This is a genomic window from Rhizobium sp. 05N430 (assembly GCF_056396985.1).
Genome location: NZ_JBFTMO010000002.1, coordinates 301,664 through 324,639, shown reverse-complemented (window position 1 = coordinate 324,639; position 22,976 = coordinate 301,664). Strand labels below are relative to the sequence as shown.

At 61.1% G+C, this 22,976-nt stretch carries 17 protein-coding genes and 1 pseudogene; 10 read left to right on the top strand and 8 right to left on the bottom strand.

Annotated elements, in window-relative coordinates; genetic code table 11:
* The first annotated feature begins 129 nt into the window (after positions 1–129).
* Positions 130–1,005, top strand: coding sequence for an AraC family transcriptional regulator (locus AC1DJO_RS05385; protein WP_112388664.1), 876 nt, complete (start codon positions 130–132; stop codon positions 1,003–1,005).
* A gap of 67 nt (positions 1,006–1,072) precedes the next feature.
* Positions 1,073–1,372: a YkgJ family cysteine cluster protein gene (locus tag AC1DJO_RS05380; protein ID WP_112444142.1), complete on the top strand. Its 300-nt coding sequence runs from the start codon at positions 1,073–1,075 to the stop codon at positions 1,370–1,372.
* 31 nt (positions 1,373–1,403) lie between these two features.
* Here the strand turns inward: AC1DJO_RS05380 and AC1DJO_RS05375 are convergent, their stop codons facing one another.
* From AC1DJO_RS05375 to arfA, 6 genes are all read right to left on the bottom strand, one after another.
* Complete coding sequence (locus tag AC1DJO_RS05375) at positions 1,404–2,327, bottom strand: ArsR/SmtB family transcription factor (RefSeq protein ID WP_112388666.1); 924 nt, start codon at positions 2,325–2,327, stop codon at positions 1,404–1,406.
* A 167-nt stretch (positions 2,328–2,494) separates the two neighbouring features.
* Positions 2,495–3,319 (bottom strand): carbohydrate ABC transporter permease, encoded by an 825-nt coding sequence (locus AC1DJO_RS05370; protein ID WP_112388667.1) that lies wholly within the window; start codon positions 3,317–3,319, stop codon positions 2,495–2,497.
* 1 nt (position 3,320) lies between these two features.
* Complete coding sequence (locus tag AC1DJO_RS05365) at positions 3,321–4,205, bottom strand: carbohydrate ABC transporter permease (protein WP_405049558.1); 885 nt, start codon at positions 4,203–4,205, stop codon at positions 3,321–3,323.
* 50 nt (positions 4,206–4,255) lie between these two features.
* Entirely contained in the window at positions 4,256–5,524 is a 1,269-nt protein-coding gene (locus AC1DJO_RS05360; RefSeq protein WP_112444144.1) for an ABC transporter substrate-binding protein, read from the bottom strand.
* 139 nt (positions 5,525–5,663) lie between these two features.
* Positions 5,664–6,749, bottom strand: a complete 1,086-nt coding sequence (locus AC1DJO_RS05355; RefSeq protein WP_112388669.1) for an ABC transporter ATP-binding protein — start codon at positions 6,747–6,749, stop codon at positions 5,664–5,666.
* A 62-nt stretch (positions 6,750–6,811) separates the two neighbouring features.
* The gene (arfA, locus tag AC1DJO_RS05350) at positions 6,812–8,332 is read right to left on the bottom strand and encodes an arabinosylfuranosidase ArfA (RefSeq protein WP_112388670.1); all 1,521 of its coding nucleotides are present in this window, start codon (positions 8,330–8,332) and stop codon (positions 6,812–6,814) included.
* A 240-nt stretch (positions 8,333–8,572) separates the two neighbouring features.
* Here arfA and AC1DJO_RS05345 point away from each other — a divergent pair, with 240 nt between their 5' ends.
* The 8 genes and pseudogenes from AC1DJO_RS05345 to AC1DJO_RS05310 all read left to right on the top strand — a co-directional run bounded on the left by AC1DJO_RS05345 (position 8,573) and on the right by AC1DJO_RS05310 (position 19,623).
* Positions 8,573–11,404 carry a M16 family metallopeptidase gene (locus AC1DJO_RS05345; RefSeq protein WP_112444148.1) on the top strand — a complete coding sequence of 944 codons (2,832 nt, stop codon included), beginning with the start codon at positions 8,573–8,575 and terminating at the stop codon, positions 11,402–11,404.
* A 185-nt stretch (positions 11,405–11,589) separates the two neighbouring features.
* A complete protein-coding gene (locus AC1DJO_RS05340) occupies positions 11,590–12,339 on the top strand; it encodes an SDR family oxidoreductase (protein WP_112388671.1) in 750 nt (249 codons plus the stop codon).
* 224 nt (positions 12,340–12,563) lie between these two features.
* On the top strand, positions 12,564–15,551 hold the full coding sequence (locus tag AC1DJO_RS05335) for an ATP-binding protein (RefSeq protein ID WP_112389031.1): 2,988 nt from the start codon (positions 12,564–12,566) through the stop codon (positions 15,549–15,551).
* 3 nt (positions 15,552–15,554) lie between these two features.
* Positions 15,555–16,712 carry a YcaO-like family protein gene (locus tag AC1DJO_RS05330; RefSeq protein ID WP_112388672.1) on the top strand — a complete coding sequence of 386 codons (1,158 nt, stop codon included), beginning with the start codon at positions 15,555–15,557 and terminating at the stop codon, positions 16,710–16,712.
* Complete coding sequence (locus tag AC1DJO_RS05325; protein WP_112388673.1) at positions 16,702–17,472, top strand: TfuA-like protein; 771 nt, start codon at positions 16,702–16,704, stop codon at positions 17,470–17,472. The genes AC1DJO_RS05330 and AC1DJO_RS05325 overlap by 11 nt, the downstream gene beginning before the upstream one ends.
* Positions 17,473–17,520: 48 nt before the next feature.
* Positions 17,521–18,728: pseudogene (locus tag AC1DJO_RS05320) on the top strand (gluzincin family metallopeptidase).
* A gap of 21 nt (positions 18,729–18,749) precedes the next feature.
* On the top strand, positions 18,750–19,220 hold the full coding sequence (locus AC1DJO_RS05315; protein ID WP_112388675.1) for an immunoglobulin domain-containing family protein: 471 nt from the start codon (positions 18,750–18,752) through the stop codon (positions 19,218–19,220).
* Positions 19,221–19,248: 28 nt separating this feature from the next.
* Positions 19,249–19,623 (top strand): hypothetical protein, encoded by a 375-nt coding sequence (locus AC1DJO_RS05310; protein WP_112388676.1) that lies wholly within the window; start codon positions 19,249–19,251, stop codon positions 19,621–19,623.
* Positions 19,624–19,702: 79 nt separating this feature from the next.
* Here AC1DJO_RS05310 and AC1DJO_RS05305 read toward each other — a convergent pair whose 3' ends face one another.
* Positions 19,703–20,425 carry an ROK family protein gene (locus AC1DJO_RS05305; RefSeq protein WP_112388677.1) on the bottom strand — a complete coding sequence of 241 codons (723 nt, stop codon included), beginning with the start codon at positions 20,423–20,425 and terminating at the stop codon, positions 19,703–19,705.
* 63 nt (positions 20,426–20,488) lie between these two features.
* Positions 20,489–22,933: a glucan 1,4-alpha-glucosidase gene (locus tag AC1DJO_RS05300; protein WP_112388678.1), complete on the bottom strand. Its 2,445-nt coding sequence runs from the start codon at positions 22,931–22,933 to the stop codon at positions 20,489–20,491.
* Positions 22,934–22,976 lie beyond the last annotated feature (43 nt).

The following is a 22,976-nucleotide window of genomic DNA, read 5'->3' as shown; positions in this document are numbered from 1 at the left end:
CCACTGGAATTAAAACCTGTATTCCTCCCGGCCGTTCGTCCGGCCGCGATCTCTTCCTCTTATGCGAAGGGATTATGCGCATATTCGGCAGGGCGGCCAGAGAAGGATTATGCTTTCGAGGGTAATTTTGTGCTGCACGATTTGATCGCCAACGGACAGGCCATGCGGACCGTTTCGCTGCCTCGCGGACGCCAGAGGCTGCACGCCATGCCGACCAGTGCGGGCTACGAAGTTCGCGAGAACGAGACCTATGACTGGGACGGCCGCAAGCGCGGCCAGACGCCGTTTACGGTGCTGCAGCACACGATCAGCGGCAGCGGCCACCTGCGTTATCTGAACCGCAACTACAAGCTCCAGGGCGGCGACACGATGATGGTGCTGGTCCCGCACAATCACCGCTACTGGCTCGAAAAGGGCGAGCGCTGGGAGTATTTCTGGATCTCGATGAATGGCGACGAGACGCTACGCATCCACAAGATGGTGCTGGCGCTTGCCGGCCCGGTGCTCAAACTGCAGCAATCCACCATCGATCATCTTGCCGATTGCAGCCTGCGCCTGGTCAAGGGTGCAACGACCCCCGGCTCGGCTTCGGCCATCGCCTACGAGGCGGCAATGGCGCTCTATGACGACGTCTTCGGTTCGCCCGCCTTCATGGCCGAGCAGAGCCTGATGCAGCCGGTGATCGACCATATCAACCTGTATCTGGAAAAACCGCTCCCGGTCAGCGAGCTCGCCGCCATCGTCGGCCTCAGCCGCGCCCATTTCTCCCGCAGCTTTTCCGAAAGCGAGGGCATACCACCCGCGGAGTATGTCCTGCAGCAACGGCTGCAGCGCGCCGCCAAGCTGCTGACCAAGGCTGACTTCCTGCCGGTCAAGGAAGTGTCGATCATGTGCGGCTTCGAGGATGCCAACTACTTCGCCAAGGTCTTCCGCCGCGTCTACGGCATCACGCCCACGGAGTTCCGCACCACCGGCATGTATGCCAGCATCGGCCGCAGCCGGTAGGGCGCTATCTCGGATGTGATCGCCAAACCGCTGTCGATCCGCACCCGGTTTGTGATATGCCCTGCCCATGGACACACAAACAGACTTCGACTGCCAGACTTGCGGCGCTTGCTGCTCGTTCTCGGCCGACTGGCCGCGCTTCTCGACCGAGTCGGATGCCGAGCTCGATCTGATACCGCTGAAATATGTCGCAGCCGATGAAGCGGGAATGCGCTGCGAAGGCAACCGGTGCTCCGCCCTGGTCGGCGAGATACGGTCGAAGACATCCTGCGCGATCTACGCCGTGCGGCCGCATGTCTGCCGCACCTGCAGCCCCGGAGACTTCGAATGTCTCTCCGCCCGCGAATTTTTCGGCATCGGCAACTGAGCTTGAAAGCCGCCGGCGCTGGCGCAAGCTGCTAGAAATAGATCGACATGATCAGGTCCTGATCGAAATCGCCAAAACCCTTGCCGAAAATGTTCATGCCGCCCGGATTGTCGGCCTTTTCGTCGATGCCGATGCGGAAGCGGATCGAGTGATGATCGGCGATACCAAGCGAGGCAATGGTCTGGGTCGAGACCATGGCGCCGTCGATCCAGGTGCCGGTCTCGTCGATCGTCCAGGTTTTCAGCTTGCCATATTGAGACCCCGACAGCTTCCACCAGGCCGGTGAATACATGCCGCGGCGGTCGCCGAAATCGCCGGGCGAGGTCCAGTGTCCGGCCTTGATGCCGTTGACCCAGATCGAGATGTCGGACGGCCAGTTGGCGTTGGTGGCCGGCGTCTCGGAGCTGAGTTCGGCTGAGAACTCCACCTTGCGGATCTTCTTGCCGGAGACCTTGGCGTTGTTCGGAAACTTGTATTCGACATAGCCGCGGGTGAACCAGAGAAGTGCTGCCTGCATGCGCTGCGGGTCGAGGAAAACTTCCTGCACATCGAGCATGCCGATGACATTGTTGACCGAACAGAGGCCGCAGGGCGCACCCACCTCGAACTCGGTGAAGAGGCCGATCGGCATGCTGACGGTGACGACGTCCTCGCTCGCCTTTGTGCCATTGGCGCCAAAGCGGATCAGGATCTCGTCATAGATGCTGGAGCAGACCTTCTGGTTGCCCTTGCTCGCCTTCATCGTCTGCGTCTGGATCAGGCCCGCCTGCTCCAGCGCCTTCAGGTTGGTTGCCGTCGTCGATTGCGGCAAGCCCATCTGCGCCGCGATGTCGTTGACATTCAGCGGCCCCTTCTGGCGCAACAGGTTGAGGATCTCGATCCGCGTCGGAGACCCGAGTGCCTGGACGACATCGGCGTCCCGCATCGGATCGACGGTTAGAAGCTTAGTCTCCATATGATAATACTGGTTCTCCAGTCTTTCTTGTTGGTTTCAGCTGATATCATGGGCGCAGGCACTGTGTCGCTGCTCAAATTTTACTAGGGGCCGGTCCGCGCCTCGGGAGAACTCTCGCGGACCGGCAGGGGCCTTCTCACCTCGGCCCTGAAGCAATCTCATGCACGTCATCCCTTGATGCCGGACGAAAGCATCAGCGCCTGCGTCACGCGTTTCTGGAACAGAAGGTAGGCAAGTGCGACGGGCATCGCGGCGAGAATGGCGACCGCCATGTCGCGCGCATATTTGACGCCGAAGGCATCGCGGGTCTGGGTAATGCCGACGGTGATCGTCATCATGTCGTCAGAGTTGGTGACCAAGAACGGCCAGAGGAAGGCGTTCCAGGCCATGATGTAGGTGATGATCGCCAGCGCCGTGGTGATCCCCCAGTTCAGGGGCAGATAGAGCTTGAAGAGGATCTGGAATTCGCCGCAGCCATCGAGCTTGGCAGCCTCGCGCAGCTCCTTCGGCACGGAATCGAAGAACTGCTTGTAGACGATGACGACGACGGGAACGATCAGCTGCGGCAGGATGATGCCGCCCCAGGTGTTGATCAGGTTCAGCTTGTGCATCAGCACGAATTGCGAAATCACCAGCGCCTGCGACGGCACCATGAAGCTCGCGAGGATGATGCCGTAAAGCAGCTTGCGGCCGGGGAAAACGATCTGCGACAGCGCATACGCGCACATGACGCTGATCAGGATGACGACGATGGTCACCGTTACCGAGGTGACGATCGAATTCAGATACCAGGTCGGCAGCTTGGTTTCGAACAGCGCGTAATAATAGCCCGAAAAGTTGAGCACATCGGGGATGAAGGTCGTCTTCGCCACGACCTCCTGCTCCGGCTTGATCGAGGTGACGACCGCCCAATAGATCGGGAAGGCCCACATGCAGGCGATCAGGAGCGTGAGGACAAGGAGCAGCACGTTGCCGATTGTTTTTCCGGGCATCCTAGCGCTCCCTCACACGTAGCAGCTGGTACTGCAGCACCGAGACGACGACGATGATCGCGAAGAGAATGACGGCGACGGCAGAACCCGTGCCGCCGTGGTTAGAACGGAAGGCCTCGCGGTAGACGAGCTGCAACAGCACATAGGTGGAATTGAAAGGGCCGCCCTCGGTCAGCAGGTAGACCTGGTCGAAGATCTTCAGCTGCAGGATGAGCTGCAGGGTCAGCACCAGCGCCGTGACCGGCCAGATCAGCGGCCAGGTGATGCGCTTGAAGCACTGCCAGCGCGTCGCGCCATCCAGCATCGCCGCCTCGTAATAATCGTGCGGAATGTTGCGCAACCCGGCGATGAACAGCAGCAGGTTGAAGCCGTTGGTCCACCAGACCGTCACCAACGCCACCATCGGCATCGCCCAGATGGGATCGCGGAAGACGCTGACGCGCTTGCCGGTCACGGCTTCGATGACGAACTGCGCGATACCGAACTGCTGGTCGAGAACCCATTTCCAGATCTGGGTGACGACGGAAACGGGCAGGATATAGGGAATGAAGAAGAGTATCAGGATCAGGCTCTGCACCCAGCCCTTGAGACGCACGACCATCAGCGCCAGACCAAGCCCGATCAGCGTGTTCGGAATGACGGTCAGCACAACGAAATAGCCGGTGTTCCAGACCGAGGTGAAGAACAGCTTCTGATGGAACAGCTTGACGTAATTGTCGAAGCCCACCCACTGGCCCTCGCCGATCAACGGAGCGTCCGTGAAGCTGAGCGCAAACATCTTATAGACAGGATAGGCAAAGACCGTCGCATAGGCGATCAGGAACGGCGCGATCATTGCCACCGCCGTCAGCGTCTTGCGCCGCTTCTCATTGTTGATCACAGGCATCTCCTTCGAAGCGAAGGCTGGCCGGAGAAAAATCTCCGGCCAGCAACGGCTTATTCCTGGCTCTTCAGCTCTTCGCGCATCTGATCGATGGCATCGGCCGGATCGAGCTGGCCGTTGAGCGCGGGAACCACGAAGTTCTGCGTTGCCTCGTAGATCGGACCGGCGACACCGGCGAGCTTCGAGACCGGGTCGAACACGGCGGTATCGGCAAGCTTCGCATAGGTGGCGTTCGGTTGCATTTCCTTGAATTCCTTGCTGTCGGTCACCGGCTTGAAGGCGGGGATATGACCGGCGCTGGCCCAGGAGATGCTGTGCTCGTTCATCCAGGCGATGATCTGCAGCACGGCCTTGAGTTTCTCAGGCGTGATCGGCTTGCTGTCGCTGTTCGGTACCGCGAAGGAGTGCGAGTCCGCCCAGGTCGCCTGCGTGCCCATCAGGTTCGGGATCTCGATCGCACCCCATTCGAAGCCGAGTTCGCCCTTCTTGGCGAGGTCGGTCATGGTCGGCACTTCCCAGACGCCGTTGACATGCATCGCAGCCTTGCCGGAGGTGAACAGCGCGATCGAGGCTTCGTAGGAGATCAGCTTCGGCGAATAGCCGGTCGAAACCCAGTTCGCCATGGTCTGCAGTGCCTTGACGCCGGCGTCACCGGGCAGAATCTCGTTGCCATCCATGAACTTGGCGCCCTGCTGGGCAATCAGCGTATAGAAGACGCGCCACATCGAGCCGCCTTCGTCCGTATGCAGCGACAGCGGATATTCGACCTTGCCGGTTGCCTTGATCTTCTCGAGCGCGGCATTGAAATTGTCGAGGCCATCGAGCCCCTTCGGCAACCCATCGTCGCCCAGCAGCCCGGCTTCCTTCAGGATGTTCTTGTTGTAGTAGAGAACGATCGAGTGGACGTCGAAGGGGATGCCGTAGACCTTGTTGTCGAAAGTGCCCTGCTTCCAGGCCGCATCGACGTAATTTTCCTTCTTGATGCCGGCAGAGGCCAGTTCCTCGTCGGTGAACGGCCGCAGGATGCCGGTCGGCACCGCCAGCGGATAGCGCGACATGTGATAGGTCATGATATCGGGCTGCTGGCCGACGGCGGCCGCCGTCTGCACCTTCGTATAGAAGGGCACGCCCCATTCCAGCGTCGTCGCGTTGATCTTGATATCGGGGTGGGTGTCGTTGAATTCCTTGATCAGCGCCTTCATGCGAACGCCGTCGCCGCCGCTCAGGAAGTCCCACCAGGTCACGTCTGTTTGCGCGAATGCGGCTGCCGAGGGCAGCAAGGCTATGGCCGCCGAAACGGCAAGTTTCACCAGTTTTCTCACGTCGGTTCCTCCTCAATAAAAGTGTTATTCATGGGCATCTCACGGCACGGGACATCCGTGGCCGCAGACCTCCTCCAAGGCCTACGTCCCCCCTCCCGCATGTCTTCGCCGAGTTCCGGATTCCGTCCGGATTTCGGTATCAGCTGAGCCTTCCGCCTTCGGCATCGAAGGCCAGCATTTCAGGCACCCTCAGCGAGAGGGTGATCTTTTCCTTGGGCTGCGGCCGGCTTTCCCGGCACTCCACCGTCATTTCGGCACCCGTTGCCGTCAGCACATGCAGATAGCCGGTGCCGCCCAGTTCCTCGGTAAACTCGGCCGTTACAGGTAGCGGCAATCCGCCTTCCGTCGCGCCGAGCCCGATATGCTCTGGCCGCACGCCGACATGGACGACGGCGCCGTTCGCGACAGGCGCCCGTGTCGGCAGATCGAAGGTCTTGCCCGGTGCGTCGTCGAGTTCGATCGTCGCCGAATTTTGGCCTGAAACGATGACCTTGCCCTTCAGGAAGTTCATGCCCGGCGAGCCGATGAAGCCGGCAACGAACATATTGGCGGGATCGCGGTAGAGATCGAGCGGCGCGCCGACCTGCTGCACGACACCGGCCTTGAGCACGACAATCTTGTCGGCCAGCGTCATCGCCTCGACCTGGTCATGGGTGACATAGACCATCGTCGCGCCGATCTGCCGGTGCAGTCGGGCGATCTCCATGCGCATCTTCACGCGCAGTTCCGCATCCAGATTGGAGAGCGGCTCGTCGAACAGGAAGACGCGCGGCTCACGCACGATCGCCCGGCCGATGGCGACGCGCTGGCGCTGGCCGCCGGAAAGCTGGCTTGGCTTGTGATTGAGATAGTCCTCGAGCCGCAGGATATCGGCCGCAGCCTTCACCTTCTGCTGGATCTCCGCCTTCGGTCGCTTGGCGATCGACAGGCTGAACCCCATGTTTTCGAAGACGGAGAGATGTGGATAAAGCGCATAGGACTGGAAGACCATGGCGACGCCGCGCTTCGACGCTTCGGTATGCGTGACGTCCTCGTCTTCGATGCTGATCTTGCCGCCGCTGGTTTCCTCCAGACCGGCGATCATCCTGAGCAGCGTCGACTTTCCGCAGCCCGACGGGCCGACGAAGACCGCGAACTCGCCCTGTTCGATCTCGATATCAACGCCATGGATGACCTTGAACGAGCCGAACGACTTGCTGACGTCAGTCAGTTTGATTCCAGACATGCATCCTCCCGATTGGCATTCCCATCTGGGCGGCCTCCTCCGCCGCCCGGATGACAATCAGCTCACGCCGCGGCGACGGAGAGCAGGATGAAGTGATAGGACTTGGCCGGCAGCGAACCGCTGAGCTTGCCTTCATCCGTGACCTGCAGCCCGGAACCGGCCTTGGGAACGATGCGGTTCTGATCTTCGACCGAGTTGCGCGCCTTCAGGTCGTCGCCGACCATGGTGTGATGCTGGAGGATTTTCGCGCCCTTGAAACCCTGCAGATCGACATCGAGATCCATCGCCTCGTCGAGGCTGCGGTTGATGGCGAAGACGGCGATCGTCTTGCCGTCTTCCTGCAGCACGGCCGAGAGGTCGAGATAGGGAACATCCTGCGCCACTTCGCAATCGTAAGTCGGGCCTGACGCAGAAACGTTCAGCGCCGTGCCGCGGCCGTATTTCGAGGCGAACTGCAGCGGGTAGTAGATCGACTGGCGCCAGGCCGGGCCGCCTGCCTTGGTCAGGATCGGGGCGATGACATTCACCAGCTGCGCCATGCAGGCGATCTTGACGCGGTCGGAGCGGCGGATGAAGACGTTGATCAGCGAGGCGACGAAGATCGCGTCCTCGAGATTGTAGAGCTCTTCGAGCAGCGGCGGTGCTTCCGGCCAGTCCCAGTTCTTGTAGCGCTGGTCATCTTCCTTGCGGTCGTGATACCAGACGTTCCACTCGTCGAAGCAGATTTTCACATCGCGCTTCGAGCGCTTCTTCGCCTTGATGTAATCGATGACGCCGCCGATCGTGACAATGTAGCGGTCGAGCTCTATCGCCTTGGCGTAATAGTTCAGCGTGTCGTTCTCTTCGTTGCCGAAATATTTGTGCAGCGAGATATAATCAACGCTGTCGTAGCTGGCTTCGAGAACCGTCGCCTCCCATTCGGGATAGGACTTCATCTTGTCGTTGGACGAGCCGCAGACCACCGTTTCGAGCGTCTTGTCGAAATATTTGAAGGCCTTGGAAACTTCGTTGGCGAGATGGCCATATTCAGCCGCCGTCTTGTGGCCGACCTGCCAGGGGCCATCGATCTCGTTGCCGAGGCACCAGATGCGGACGTTGTGCGGATCCTTGTAGCCGTGCTTGGCGCGCAGGTCGCTCCAATAGGTGCCGCCCGGATGATTGCAATATTCGAGGAAGTTGCGGGCGTCGTTCAGGCCGCGCGAGCCGAGGTTCATCGCCAGCATCATCTCGGTCTTGGCGAGCTTCGACCAGTCGGCGAATTCATTGACGCCCATCTGGTTGGTTTCGCGGGTGCGCCAGGCGAGATCGAGGCGCGTCGGGCGCTGGTCGCGCGGGCCGATGCCGTCTTCCCAATGATAGGCCGAGACGAAGTTGCCACCCGGATATCGCACGATCGGCATATCGAGCTCACGCACCATATCAAGAACATCGGTACGGAAGCCATCTTTATCCGCTTTTTCATGACCCGGCTCATAAATGCCGGTGTAAACCGCCCGGCCCATATGCTCCAGGAATGAGCCATAGACGCGCTTGTCGACGGTCGAGATCGTGAATTCCCTGTTTAGGGTGGCTTTAGCCCGCATCGGTGTTCCTCAAAGTTTATTGAATCTGATTTTTTGCCACGCTATTCTGAGAGATTTTTTAAATCAAGCATTTTGTTTTATATCAAAAAATCAGATTTGAAGAGCGGCGAACGCGACCTCTGTTGCGACAAAACGCCTGCATCGCTCAACTGCGGCAGAAGAGATTGCTGGAAGCCGCAACCTATGAAAGACTCCTGATAGAAACACCCTGTCGCCTCTCATTTGCAGGATTCGAACCATATGCGTTATCTCACCTGCCTGCGGTTCATCGCAGCAGTCGCCGTCGGCTGCATCGCCGCATCAGGGAATACCCTCCACGCACAGGAGCCGCAGAGTTGGCCGCAGATCCGCAGCGACATTCCGGCAGATCCCGATATACGCTTCGGCATCCTCCCCAATGGCATGCGCTTTGCCATCATGCACAACGCCACTCCGCCGGGGCAGGCGGCGATCCGCTTCCGGATCGGCGCCGGTTCGCTTGACGAGAACGACGAGCAGCAGGGGCTGGCGCATTTTCTTGAGCACATGGCATTCAAGGGTTCGGCCCATGTCCCCGAAGGTGAGATGATCCGCATCCTGCAGCGCAAGGGTCTGGCTTTCGGCCCGGATACCAACGCCAATACCGCCTATGACGAAACCGTCTATTCGCTCGATCTTCCCGAGGTCGATGCCGACACGCTCTCGACCGGTCTGATGCTGATGCGCGAAACGGCGAGCGAGCTGACGCTCGACGCCGGCGCCTTCGATCGCGAGCGCGGCGTCATCCTTTCGGAAGAGCGGTTGCGCGACACGCCACAATACCGGGCGTCGATCGGCGTCACCAACCTGCTGCTCGAGGGCCAGCGCGCCACCCTCCGCTCACCAATCGGCAAGATCGACATCATCAAGAATGCGCCTGTCGACCGTGTCCGCGACTTCTACAATGCCAATTATCGTCCTGACCGTGCGACATTGATGGTGGTTGGTGACGTCGATCCGGCTGCACTGGAGGCCGACATCCGCAAGCGCTTCAGTGACTGGCAGCGCGGCGCTGCGGTTGCCGAACCGGATCTCGGTGCGTTGAAGGCAAAGACCGAAAGCGCCGATGTGATCACGGTGCCGGGCAGCGCGACCAATGTTCAGATCATCTGGACACGCCCCTTCGATACGTCTCTTGACACCTATGCCAAGCGGCGCCAGCAACTGGTCGAGGACCTCGGTCTTCTGGTGCTGCGGCGGCGCCTTTCGACCATTGCCAGCAAGCCGAACGCGCCCTTCACCAGCGCCGACGCCGGCTCGCAGGATCTGCTCGAATCCGCCCATGCAGTGATGATCGCCGCAAACGGCGATCCGGAAAAATGGCAGGCGGCGTTGAGCAGTATCGACCAGGAACAGCGCCGGCTGCTGCAGTTCGGCGTCTCCCAGCCGGAGCTAGACCGCGAGATCACCGAATATCGCGCCCTGCTTCAATCAGCAGCATCGGGCGCAGCGACCCGGACGAGCACCGGGATCGCCTCGACCCTCGCCTACACCGTCGATACCGATCAGGTCTATACCTCGCCATCCGAAGACCTGGCTCTCTTCGAACGCATGACGAAGGACATCCAGGCCGGGAAGATCAACAAGGCCCTGCCGGTCACCTTCTCAGGCAATGGCCCGCAGGTGATGCTGCTGACGCCTGCCGCTCCGAAGGGCGGCACAGATGAGCTGCGCAAGACCTATGACGCATCGCGCGACATCGCCGTGACGGCTCCGGTGGCGGCGGCCGATATCGCCTGGCCCTATACGGATTTCGGCGCGCCGGGCACAGTCGTCGAACGCCGCGTCGTTGACGATCTCGGCCTGACGATGGTGAAATTCGCCAACGGCGTGCGGCTCACCGTCAAACCGACGAAGCTGCGGGCCGACGAGGTTCTGGTGCGCGAAGATATCGGCCACGGCCGTATCGGCCTACCCAAGGATCAGGCCTCGGTGCTCTGGGCCTCGCCCGCCGTCATCCTCTCCGGCGTCAGGGCCATGGATTATCCCGATATTCAAAGAGTGCTGGCGGCGAATGTCGTCGGCATCGATTTCTCCGTCGGCGACAGCTCGTTCCGCTTCAACGGGCAGACGCGGAGCAGCGATCTGCAGACGCAGTTGCAGCTGATGGCCGCCTATACCTCAGATCCGGCATACCGGCCGGAGGTTTTCGACCGGGTGAAGCAGGCCTACCTGAACAATCTCAATCAGTATGCCGCGACCCCTGGCGGCGTCATCAGCCGCGATTTTGCAGGATTTGCGCATGGCGGCGACCCCCGCTGGACTTTCCCCGGCAAGGCCGAACTCGGCTCCGCCCAGTCAGCCGAGTTCGAAAAGCTTTTCAGACCGGCGGTTGCCAGCGGCCCGGTCAACATCACCATAGTCGGCGATGTCACGGCAGATGAAGCCATCGCTCTGACCGCACGGACATTCGGCGCCCTGCCGCCACGCCCGGATACGGCTCCAAGCACTGCGCCGCTCAAGGTCAGCTTCCCCGCTCCGACCGCGTCGCCTATCACCGAGACGCATAGCGGCAGGCCCGACAATGCTGCAGCCATCGTCGGAGTGCCGGTCGGCGACATGCTCTCGGGCCTGAAACGGTCGTTCACCGCCAACCTCACCGGCCAGGTCATCCAGAACCGGCTGATTGCCCAGTTCCGCATCGCCGAGGGCGCAAGCTACGGCGTGCAGGCCGATGTCGATCTATCGAAAGACATTCCGGGTTTCGGCTATGCCTATATCTATGTCGACACGACGCCAGGGAAGCTCGCGCGGTTCTATGAACTCGTCGACCAGGTCACGGCCGATCTGCGGAAGAACACTATCTCTGCCGACGAGCTCAGCCGCGCCCGCGCCCCCGTCATCGAAACAATGAAGCACCAGCAGCAAAGCAACGAATACTGGATCGAGCACCTGCAGGACGCCCAGACGGATCCCCGCGGACTGCAGCGCGTGCGCGAAAACCTCAGCGGCTATGACAATGTCACCACCGAAGACATCCGCCAGTTCGCGATCGCCTACCTGAAGCCGGAAACATTCTGGAAATTCGAGGTGCTGCCGGCGGCGGGACAGTAAACGCGTCCGGTCGAACGGCTTGGCTGGGCGCTGTGGCAAACCACAGCGCCCAGCCTTGCGCGTTCGGAATTCCCGAACTTAAGAATTGGAATCTGCCGTCAAATCCGGACACTGCTTTTCGGCTACATCATTGTCATCAACCCCGGCGATACGCCGGGCAATCGATCAACCGAAAGGATTTCGTCATGTCCAGACTTGCAAACAAGACCGCTCTCATCACCGGCGGCACCAGCGGCATCGGCCTGGAGACGGCCCGCCAGTTCATCGCCGAGGGCGCGCGCGTTGCCGTGACCGGCAGCAGCGCGGCCGGCGTCGAAAATGCCCGCAAGGAACTGGGCGACAAGGCGCTCGTGATCCAGTCCGACGCCGGAGACGTCGAGGGCCAGAAAAAGGTCGTGCAGCAGATCGAGGAAACATTCGGCCATCTCGACATTCTCTTCGTCAATGCCGGCGTTGCCCAGTTCGGTCCTATCGAAGGCTGGTCGGAAGCCGCCTTCGACAAGTCGATCGCGACGAATGTCAAAGGCCCCTACTTCCTGATACAGGCGCTGCTGCCGATCTTCGCCAAGGGCGCAGCCATTGTTTTGAACACCTCGATCAACGCCCATATCGGCATGCCGAACTCGAGCGTCTACTCGCTGACCAAGGGCGCGCTTCTGACGCTTGCCAAGACCATATCGGGCGAGCTTGTCGGCCGCGGCATCCGCGTCAACGCCGTCAGCCCCGGCCCCATCGCCACGCCGCTCTACGGCAAGCTCGGCATGTCGGAAGCGGACTCGAAGGCGATGGCGTCGCAGGTTCAGAGCCAGATCCCGGTCGGCCGCTTCGGCGACGCCAGCGAAGTTGCCAAGACCGTCATTTTCCTCGCTTCCGACGAAGCGTCCTATATCGTCGGCAGCGAGCTGATCATCGACGGCGGCATGAGCAATCTCTGAAGACCGAACTCGTTCGAAGCGCCCGCGGTGAATGAAGCGGGCGCTTTCGAGTAGCGCGGCGGCAATGATCACGCTTCGGTTGCGGTTATTCTATGCAAGGCAGGAAACAATCAGCGATTAGCCGGGAATGCCGCGCTTTATATTAGCGATTAGGCATGAAATGCTTGCATCACGGCCGTAAATCGGTTGTCCTTGGCGATGCCGTGAATGTGGGCAAGCTCGCCATGAAGAAGATTCAAGCGCGATTTCGATTTGCGGGCGAGCGCCGTCAGGTGACGGCACTTTTCTACGATATTGTCGGCTCTACCGAGCTGTTGCTGCGAACCGAGCCCGAACAGTTCTTCCGCTCCGTTTCAGCACTCCACCAAAGCGCGGATGCGATCATCGCCAAGCATGGCGGCTTCGTTCATCAGCGGCTTGGTGATGGCGGCTGTTGCTATTTCGGCTTTCCCAATCAATCCGAAGACGCCGCCGAAAGCGCGGTTCGGGCATCACTGGAACTGGTCGGATCCCTGACCAAGCCGAAGGGCCGGACAGGGCGGCCGCTGAAACTCAGAATCGGGATCGCCACCAGTTTCGTCGTCTTCTCCGCGGAGGGCGACGAAATCGTTGGCGCTGCGCCGATACTGGCGGCCCGCCTCCAGGGCGAGGCAGACCCGAATTCGGTGCTTGTGGCCGACTCGACTGTCCGCTTGACGCAAGGGGCTTTCGACTATTCCTTCATCCGGGAGGCCAATCTCAAGGGTTTCGACGAACCGGTCGCGCTCTGGCGTCCCAAGGACCGGCATCCGGCGGCGGCCAACGAACAGTCCATCGCAAGCGAGCGGCCGCCGCTCCGCGGCAGGACCAGCGAGCTTGCCATTCTTTCCGATGCGTGGCGTTCGGCCCTTGATGGGAGGGGCAGCTCGATCGCGCTGACCGGTGAGGCCGGCATCGGCAAATCACGCGTCGTCGATGAGTTCATCAGCAGGACAAAGACACGGCCGCAGGACCTTGCCATCCTGCAATGCGGCCGCCGTCTGGAGGGGCAGCCGCTCTTTCCATTCACGGCCTTCATCGACCGGCTTGGCGCTTCGCCCGCTCTCAGGGATGGCGGGATAGCGGCATTCAACGACGCCCTGGTTCTGTCGGGGCGGCCTGTCGATAGGAAGCTGATCGAGCCGCTCGCCAATTTCACGGCCAGCGCGACGACCGCGATGTCTGGCAGTCTCCGCACATCCGATCTATCCGGGCGCGCGTTCAGGCAGTCCGTCATCGAAGCCGCCGCGCATGTTCTCACCTGCAATGCACCGGCCTCTCCGGCGCTGATCGTCTTTGAGGATGTTCATTGGGCCGATGGCATGACGCTGGGGCTTCTGGAGCGTCTCCGGGCGCTGGCCGCCGAGCAGCCGATCCTCGTGATCCAAACGTCGAGGCTGGCAGGCGCACCGGCGGGCGCCACCGAAATCACCCTGTCCGGTCTGGCATCCGATGCGGTGCGGGACCTCGTAACCTCGATCTGGGGCAAGCCGGCGCCGCCTGGACTATCGGATTTCATTCTGGATCAGAGCGATGGCATGCCGCTTTACGGCGAGGAGCTGGCCAGCTTTTTCCGCTCGCGCAATGCGCTGGCCGGATCGCCCGCAGAGTGGAAAAGACAGCTGACGGAAGGCGGTGTGACGTCGCTCAACGATCTGCTGGCCGCCCGGCTTGCCGGAAGCGGGTCTGCCAGGCTGACAGCCCAGATCGCCAGCGTCATCGGCCGTGAGTTCAGCCTCCCGCTGCTGATGCATCTTCTCGACAGTATTGCCCGGCAGCCGCCCGACCATCCGGTCGCGCGGCTTATCGCTGAGGGGATTATCGAGCTCGTGCCCGAGGCCCGCGACACTTTCCGGTTCCGGCATGTGCTGATGCAGGAGGCCGCTTATGGCAGCCTCCTGAAAACCGACAGGCGCCGCATCCACCGGCTGATCGCAGAACGGTTGATCGGCGAGGAGGTGCCAAGCCTGCCTGCCGCAATCGCCGCCTGGCAATGCGCCGAGGCGGGATTGCACGAAGATGCGGCCAGGTTCGCCCTGGAAGCAGCCGAGGCCAGCGTCTCGCGCTCCGCCATGAATGAAGCTGGCATTTCGATCGCACTCTGCGCAGAGGAGCTCAGGCGCGTGACCGCGGCACGCAACGGCCGGGCCGACCTGCGGCTCAGACTGCTGGAAGTTCAAGGTGTTGTCGCGACCGCGCTCGAAGGAGAGGGCTCGAAAGCCGCCCAGCGGGTCTATTCGCGCGCCATGCAGCTGTTGCGGACGCAGCCGCCGCCGGTCCGCGCGAGGCATTTCCCGGTTTATTGGGGATGGTGGTTCACCGCGCCTACCGTGCTGGAGCAGCAGACCCGCGCCCGGATTCTCGTTGCCGACATGCAGAGCGTCGAGGATGACGAGACAAGACTTCAGTCTTTTCACTGCGGGTGGGCGACGAGCTTCCATGCCGGTGAGCACGAATTCTGTCTCGACTGTGTCTCCAGGGGACTTCATCTCTACGACCCCGAGCGGGCGGTCAGGAATCGTGCCTTCTTCGGCGGACACGATGCGAAGGTGTGCGGACTGGGCGAGAGCGCGCTTTCCTATCTGCTTCTCGGCCGTCCTGACGATAGCGAGAATGCGATCGCCACCTGCCTCGACTGGGCTGAAGCAACCAATCATGCCGGCACCATGGTGCACGCGCTCTATTATGCGATCGTCCTCAGGCGATGCCAGGACCGCTTTGACGACGTTCATGCCCTTGGCGAGCAGATGTATGCGCTGGCCGGCCGACACGGTCTCTCGGCCAGCCAGGCCCGTGCCAACATGTATTGTGGCTGGGCCGAGCTGATGCGCTCTGCAGGGCGCCGCGGGGCAGACCGCTTCCAAGACGGGCTGACGCTTCAGCAACAGCTGGGCACCGACGACAATCTCTCCATGCATAGCGACATGCATGCGCAGGTGCTGCAACTCACCGGCAGACCTGCCGAGGCCATGGAAGCGCTGCAAACTGCAATCGCGGCAGGAAGCGCAAGCGGCCAGCTGTTCTGGCTCGCGGAGCTCTACCGGCGGCGCGCCAATCTCAAGCGCCAGCTGCAGCACAAGGCGCCCGAAGTCATCAGGGATTTCGCAAAGGCAGTCCGCATCGCGGAAACGCAAAAAGCTGTCTGGCTCGCCGGGCGGGCAAAACGCGATCTCGATGAATTGGCAGGGCTTTGAGCCATGGACGAGATCGCGGGCGAAGCGTTTTCGGCCATGCTTGAGAACGGGCGGATACCCTCCCCGCCCGATCCTGCCGGGACCGTCCGGCGCATCCTTGAACGAAAACGTGACTACGGGATCACCAGGCTGGGTTCGGTGACCGAACTCGACTGGATCGGCATCCCGGTGGTCCAGGTGGTGCGGCCGCGCTCGCTCTCCGTCGCGGTCAGCCAAGGCAAGGGGTTGACCGTTCCACTGGCGGCGATTTCGGGGCTGATGGAATCTCTCGAAGGCTGGGCGTCGGAAAGGATCGACCCCGCGCGCGTCTTCGAGGGAACGCTTGGAGGGCTGGACCCTCAAGGATTTTGGACCCATCTTCAAGGAACAAAGGACACCGCACTATCCTGGATCAATGGCGTCGATCTGTTTTCGGGACAGGCAATGCCGGTTCCGCTTGGCCTCGCCGATTCCGCCTATACCTTTCCATCGCCGCATCCGGCCTGGATGCCTCGGGACACGACGGGCCTTGCAGCCGGGACAAGCCTCGAAGGTGCCGTTGCGCATGCGTGCCTCGAATGTCTCGAGCGTCACGCGCGATGCGAGGCGATGGCCACGCCGCATTTCTTCGATCGCTATCAGGTCGACGCGCGCTCCGTTCAAGCCGGCAAGGCTTCGGAAGTTCTGCGCCGCCTGTCCGGGACCGGCTTCATCATCGGCATCTGGAAAATTCCGGCGCCGCACGATCTGCCTGTCTATTGGTGTCATGTGATGGAGGACGCCGGTAGAGCTCCATTCGCGCCGTTACCCGCAGAGGGCTTCGGATGCGCGCTTACCGACGACGCGGCCCTGACATCCGCCCTGCTCGAGGCCTGCCAGTCGCGGCTTGGCGTCATCTCCGCCGCACGGGACGATATCAGCGCTGAACTCTACCGCTATCCTGATGAATCAGAGCTCTGGGAGTGGCGCGCGCAGCTTTCCCGTGGCGGGAGCGCTTTTGCCGAAACCGGCAGGCCTGAACAAGATCGCCCGCTCCGGCGGATCGGGCGCGCCCTTCGGCACGCCGGTGCAAGAGCAGCCATCCTGGTCAGCCTTCATGTGGATGAGACGATCCCTCTTCATGTGGTCCGGGTCATCACGCCACCGCTACAGACGAACCCGGAGGCCGATGTTGGGCGCTGATATCGTTGTATTCCTCGGCCCATCATTGGATGCGATCGAGGCGCAAACACATCTCGATGCAGTCTACGAACCTCCGGCAGGCGGCGGCGACATCATCAGAGCCGTGATCACGCACGCTCCGGCAACGATCGCGATCATCGACGGCGTCTTTGCGCAGGCGCCCGGCGTACGCCATCAGGAGATCCTGTGGGCGATGTCGAAAGGCGTGCACGTCTACGGCGCGGCCAGTATTGGCGCGCTGCGCGCGGCCGAACTCGCAGGCGAAGGCATGATCGGGCATGGCATGATCTATCGCTGGTACCGGCGGTTTCCGCTTGCCGACGATGCCGATGTCGCCGTGCCGATGGCACCAGTGGAATTTGGATCGCGAAGGCTGGGCGAGGCCATGATCGATATCAGACTGACGCTGAAGCAGGCGCAACGGGAGGGTGTGATCGGCGCATCCCTCCGGCGCCGGCTTGAAGCGGTCGCGCGCACGCTTCATTTCCGCAACCGGTCCTTCTCGAGCTTCATCTCGGCTGCAGAAAGCCATTTGGCGCTGACGAACGAAATAATGTCCTTGAAGAATTGGCTAAAGACTGGAGCGATCAGCCGGAAGAAAACGGACGCGATCTCTCTCCTGAACTATTTGAAATACCGGAGAAGAATAGGTTTCGAAACACCCATTCATTGCCATTTTGAGCTTACGGAAGCCTTCGCTTACGATATGGAGTCATGCAACTTACTCGACAATCTCTTGCCGAAAGTACAGTTTCTCTGATATAAGGCCGCCTGTTGCTTGCTTTGAACAGAAGCGACGGAGGCAGCCTTGGATGCCGTTACTCACCCGAAGAGCGCAGATCATCTGGCAGCTGTAGCGCAGCCATTGGGGACACGCTTCCTCATTTTTCCGCAGCCTCCCTACATCCTTGGGTATGAGAAGCCCGAAGTCGTGTGGATCGGACCGTCCGCCGGTCCCGTTCTCGCGGGGCCTTCCGACAAGCGCATGTATGTAGTCAGCCCGGCCGAGGAGAAGATCCCGTATCTCGCGCCGGATATTCCTCCCTATCCCGGGCTTTTGCTGCCGCCGGTTGAGCCTGGACCCGACGGACATTTTGATCATATCGGTCCGGATTCACCGCAATTCCTCTCGACGCACAGCTATGCCTGTGCCCGCCGCGTTCTCGATATCTGCGAGAGTTATGCCGGGCATGCCATCGGCTGGTTCTTCGAGCCGACGCTTGAGCGGCTAGAGATCGTCCCGCGCATCGCCCATTGGGAAAACGCACAATCCGGCTTCGGCTTCCTGGAATTGGGAGAAGAACAACCGGAGACCCCGGCATCCTGCTTCGCGCTGAATTTCGACGCCGTTGCCCATGAAATGGGGCATCTCGTGCTGCTCAGTGAACTCGGCATTCTCCAGAGCGACGGGCGTGGCAGCGATTTCTTCTCCTATCATGAAGCGGTCGCCGACCTGATATCACTGCTCGGCCTGCTGCAATTCGATACGGCGGTCGATCGCCTGCTGCGCCGGACCGGCGGAAACCTGCTCGTGCACAACGAGCTCGCCGTTTCGCCGAGCTCAGCGCCGAAAAGCAGCTGCGATCCTTCAACAACGCGCTTCGCCTCAGCGATGTCAGCAGCGAGGTGCACGACAGGTCGAAGCCGTTTGCCGCCGGCATTTTCGACTGTCTGATCGAGGTCTATCAATCGCTGCTCTTTGAGCGCGGATTGTCGAAGATCGATCCGCGCCGCTACAGCGACCTTCGCCAGCAGATGGCGCCGGCTCTGATCGAAGAAGCGCTGCGCAACTCAAGGCGATCCGCCGATCTGAACCATTTTGCCACCAAAGCCGCCCTGCAGGAGGCTCGCGACATCGTCGGCGAGGCTCTTGTCGGCTCGTGGCACGATCTCGAACCCGACAGCGTGACATTCCCAAATGCTGCCGGGGCATTTCTCGAGACCGCATGGCAGGGCCGCGGCTCCGCCTATATCGACCAACTGGAAGATTGCATGAGGTGGCGTGAAATCCTTTGACAACCTGAGGGGGACGCATCGATGACATATGAGAGCATTCCAGCACCTTCTGGACCCCGCTACGTGGCGGATGAGATCATCCTCTACGGGATCGATCTGAATGACACGAATGATACAGCCCATATTGACGTTGGATTTGCGAAAGGCACGGATCTTCAGCTTAAGCTCGCCAGCAATGTCGGCATCACAGCTTACACAGTGCTTGCTTATGGATACGCCTTCGAAGGGCACTGCTACAGGCTTGATACCACTCGCATCTTCATAATCACTGGGCCGATAGCACGACCTGCTGTCGGTTGCGGCTTTGATAAGCAAGAGAAATACCAGATGTGGCGGATCACGGCGTCCACGCAAATCCTGGAAATCTCGACGGCCTTTGCCGACGCGCGGGCGCTCATTCTGGAGGCCCAGTTGCCCGGCAAGAGATCACCGAGCTCATACGCGATAACGCTCAGAATGGCGCATCGCGGCGGCCGTTTGAGCAACGACTAATTCACCTTGCGAGAATAGGAGTTCGGTTATGCCGTGCAAAGTAATCGTCAGGTTTACAGAAGATCTCAGAGCAATCACAGTTTGGGACGGTTCCGTGCCCTACAAAGGTGTGAAAGTGGATGAGTGCGGTAAGCCAATTGATTCTGAGGTCACGCTTCAGAATCTCAATCCGGACGCGGGTGATGGCTATCAGATCGTTGTGGAGCTCAGCGGCACCTCCGGTGTGGTTGTGATCTGTGAAGAAAATACCCCTAGTAGCTATAATGTGCCTGCCGAAAGTGGTGCGGCGGGTGTTCTTTACTATCCGAAGAACGGCGCGGCCCTTGGAGACAAGCTTAGCCAACTTGAGAAGGACGTTGGCCAGTTGAAACTGACGATCAAGGCGGACGGCGCTCCACGTTAGCGGCAAAAGGCGACCGCCATCCGATGACGCTGCTGCAGCTAGTGAGGCACATGAACTTATACAATGCCTGACCCCAAGTTCACGCTAGACTGCTGCGGAGCCTCAAGGCCGGATCCTGCCATATCCGGAAGCCGCCTTTGAAAGCGTTTTCGTTGTCGCCGAGGCGGCAATTGTCCGGCAGGTCCTTGATCTTGTCGACATTGCCGCCACCGATGACGATATAGTCGGGCTGCAGGGCAGCGCGCAGGCGCTCGGCGACATCCGCCACGGACTTCCGCCATTTGGCCTTTCCATCCGCCTCCAGCCCGCGGAGGCCGACATAGTCCTCGAAGGTCTTTTTCTTTTTGTAGGGAAGATGCGCCAGTTCCATCGGCAGACAGACGCTGTCGGCGACCATCGCCGCGCCCAGCCCGGTGCCCAACCCGAGAAACAGCATGCGCCCGCCCTCGTAGCTGCCGATCGCCTGCATCAAGGCGTCGTTGACCAGCTTCAGCGGCTTGCCGAAGGCCTTTTCGAAATCGTAGTCCTTCCATCCGGCCGCAAGATTGTGCGGATCAAGCGAAGGCTTGTTGTCCGAGACAGGACCCGGATAGCCCATGCCGATGACATCGTAATTCCAGCCCTCCGCCATCTCGCGCACCGCCTTCACCATCTTGTCGGGCGACATGTCTGGCCCCGAAACGACGGCGCGCTTTTCGCCGCCGGTGCTCAGGTGGACTTTCACATGTGAGCCGCCGAGATCGATGGCGAGCACCGTTTGCGTTGTCTGATGCGTTTCGGCGGCGTTGTTGGGCGTGTCCATGAGGAAATCCTGCTTCTTCCGACGGAGTTGATTTGAAAAGGCGCGGGCACTTCCGCGTTCGGGCTAGTGCGTGGTGACCTCGATCCTGAAATCACGGCCCTCCCAGCTGTTGCGGTCCTTCCAGAAAATCGTGAAGGAGATCGCCGATCCCGCTGGGAAAGCGGCGGTCGGCACGTCGGCGAGGTGGGTGCCCATCGAACTATCGGCCGTATCGATATCCTGCGTCGTTTTCCAGCCATCGGCAGACCAATGGATCAAAGCGGGCTCGAACAGTTCGAAGCGTAGCAACCGGCCAGATGGCACATAGTCCGTCGTCGAATTCGTGCGCCAGACCCAAGGCGCCGGTACCGGCTTACCCTGCACATAGCGCTTCAGCGTCTGCGGCGGCATGTCGAACACCGCCCCATCCTTCAGCGATCGCAACAGCTTGATATGTTCGGCATGCGCCCAGACGAGCGGCATGGCGCTTCCCGAGGGACGGCCGAGGAATAGCTCCTTGTCGGCAATGTCCGCCTCGTCCCAGATCTGCTCCGGCAGCAATCCGCCATCGCTTGCCGATGCTTCCAGCGTTGCGAGCAACCGCGCCGCCTCATCTTTTCTTCCGGCCGCAATTTCGAAATGCGCCCGCTCGCCTGTCAGAAGCGGCCAGAGGCGGCCGATACCCGCGCCATCAAACGGCGAGCCGTCTTCCTTCTCACCGTAGCCATCCTCGTTATAGCGATACCAGTAGGGCCCGGCGGGAAGATCCCGCTTTAGCAGCGAGTCGATCGCCTTGACCGTGTTGACGATCCGCGGATCGTCCGCCGCCCGCAAACCGAAACGCACCAGCGCCAGCGCATCGGGGCTGACGAGCAGGCCGGATTCCAGCGTCATACCGGCATTGTCGCGGTTCTTGATCGGCACCAGTGCGGGTGACCGCGCATGGCCTTCGCCGGTGAAACTGCCGATCCGCATGTAATAGCCGTCGATGCCGAGGCTTTGCGACAGCGCCGTATTCCTCGCATAGGTCCAGCTTTCGATCTGCTCGTTCCAGCTGTCTGCGACTTCCCTCAGATAGCGCGCCAGATCGCGGTCCGATACAGCGTCCATAGCGTCCGCAGCGGCCAGCAGCCCGGCGATCTCGACCGCGAGCGTGAAAGGCGAGAAGCCGCCATCTTCCTCCCACCGGTCCTGCTGGGTTGCCGGGCCGTTACGGACGACGTATCGGGCCGCGGCCCTGACCATGCCCTGATAGCGCCCGGCATCGGATGGACCAATGACCTTGGCTCTGAGCAGCATGTCATAGAGCAGCATCGGAAAAGCGGTCTCGTCCATCTGGATGCCCTTCCAGTAGGGCCGCCCGTCGAGCCAGGAATTCTGCACCCAATGGCCGTCGGCCTCCTGGGTCGCGACCAGATAGTCGAGAACCTCGAGCGCATCGGCATGTGCTCCGGCCGCGAGCAGCCCGCCTGCCGTTTCGACGAGATCGCGCGTCCAGACAAGATGATAGCCGCCAAGATCATCATCGCCCTTCGACGAGCCCCAGGGAATGGAGAGGCTGGCAATGATTGCGCCCGAGGCATCGTCACGATGGGTGGCGAGGACGGCGGTGCTGACGCGATAGCGGTTGAGTTCGCGCGGATCATGCGGCTCATCGAGGGGAAGCAGCCCGCTCTGCCATGTACGCCATCCGGACTTGTAGGCTTTGAGTGCGGGCTCGATGCCCTGCTGCAGGCTGAGCAACACACGGAAGGCCGCCTCTTCCGGCTGCGTTCCGAAGCCGAGCGCGATCAGCGCCCGGCCCCCGGTCTGCGACAGATCGAGCGTGCCGCCGAGCGCCACATTGCCGTCTTCGGCGCGTTGATACTCCTGCCGCAGCCCCTCGCCGCGCGACAATGTCTGCCAGGCATCGGAAAAGCCGACGAAACCGGCCGAACGGGCAAGCCACGGCACCGACGAGGCAACGGCCAGCGACCGGCCTGTCCCATAGGCGAAGAGCATCGGATGCCCCTTGAAATCGTCGTACCAGCCGGTGTTGTTGGCGCCGCCATTGACGAGATGCGGCGATATGATTGCGTGAAGCTGGTAGTCGGAGAGCGCCCCAATCAGCGCCTCGAACTGGATCTCCTGCAGCACGACTTCGCGGTCGGGATCCGAAAGGATCGTTTTGGTGATCCGGTAGCGCCCGTCCTTCGCCGTGTTGATCAGCCGGAATGCCGGAACGCCGTCCTCCAGCGTCTCGACGACATGATCGGCGTCACGCTTTTCCTCGGAGAAATAGTCCTTCGCGGTGACGGCGAAGCCGAAATCGCGGATGCTCGCCTGATCGAGCCGCGGCGCGTAGACCTCGTTGAGGATACCGTGGCTGGCGGTGAACCAGACCTGACCGGCTTCCCCGGGCGCGCGCCCAACGGCGGACTTGTCGCTCGATGTCCAGCGCGGCAGAATTCCGGGTGCCCCCGGCGGCGTGGTCGGCTGCGTCAATGGTCTGATCCTTCGTTCGCGCCTTATGCGAGAACCGCTCCGCATTCTGGGAAAGGACGCGCGAGTGCAGGCTCAGCAAAGCACCTGA

Coding starts and splice junctions, on each gene's coding strand:
- AC1DJO_RS05330 (WP_112388672.1), top strand. CDS start 15,555: ATGGACGAGATCGCGGGCGAAGCGTTTTCGGCCATGCTTGAGAACGGG.
- AC1DJO_RS05310 (WP_112388676.1), top strand. CDS start 19,249: ATGCCGTGCAAAGTAATCGTCAGGTTTACAGAAGATCTCAGAGCAATC.
- AC1DJO_RS05305 (WP_112388677.1), bottom strand. CDS start 20,425: ATGGACACGCCCAACAACGCCGCCGAAACGCATCAGACAACGCAAACG.
- AC1DJO_RS05300 (WP_112388678.1), bottom strand. CDS start 22,933: ATGCGGAGCGGTTCTCGCATAAGGCGCGAACGAAGGATCAGACCATTG.
- AC1DJO_RS05375 (WP_112388666.1), bottom strand. CDS start 2,327: ATGGAGACTAAGCTTCTAACCGTCGATCCGATGCGGGACGCCGATGTC.
- AC1DJO_RS05355 (WP_112388669.1), bottom strand. CDS start 6,749: ATGTCTGGAATCAAACTGACTGACGTCAGCAAGTCGTTCGGCTCGTTC.
- AC1DJO_RS05345 (WP_112444148.1), top strand. CDS start 8,573: ATGCGTTATCTCACCTGCCTGCGGTTCATCGCAGCAGTCGCCGTCGGC.
- AC1DJO_RS05335 (WP_112389031.1), top strand. CDS start 12,564: ATGAAGAAGATTCAAGCGCGATTTCGATTTGCGGGCGAGCGCCGTCAG.
- AC1DJO_RS05380 (WP_112444142.1), top strand. CDS start 1,073: ATGGACACACAAACAGACTTCGACTGCCAGACTTGCGGCGCTTGCTGC.
- AC1DJO_RS05365 (WP_405049558.1), bottom strand. CDS start 4,205: ATGCCTGTGATCAACAATGAGAAGCGGCGCAAGACGCTGACGGCGGTG.
- arfA (WP_112388670.1), bottom strand. CDS start 8,332: ATGCGGGCTAAAGCCACCCTAAACAGGGAATTCACGATCTCGACCGTC.
- AC1DJO_RS05370 (WP_112388667.1), bottom strand. CDS start 3,319: ATGCCCGGAAAAACAATCGGCAACGTGCTGCTCCTTGTCCTCACGCTC.
- AC1DJO_RS05340 (WP_112388671.1), top strand. CDS start 11,590: ATGTCCAGACTTGCAAACAAGACCGCTCTCATCACCGGCGGCACCAGC.
- AC1DJO_RS05315 (WP_112388675.1), top strand. CDS start 18,750: ATGACATATGAGAGCATTCCAGCACCTTCTGGACCCCGCTACGTGGCG.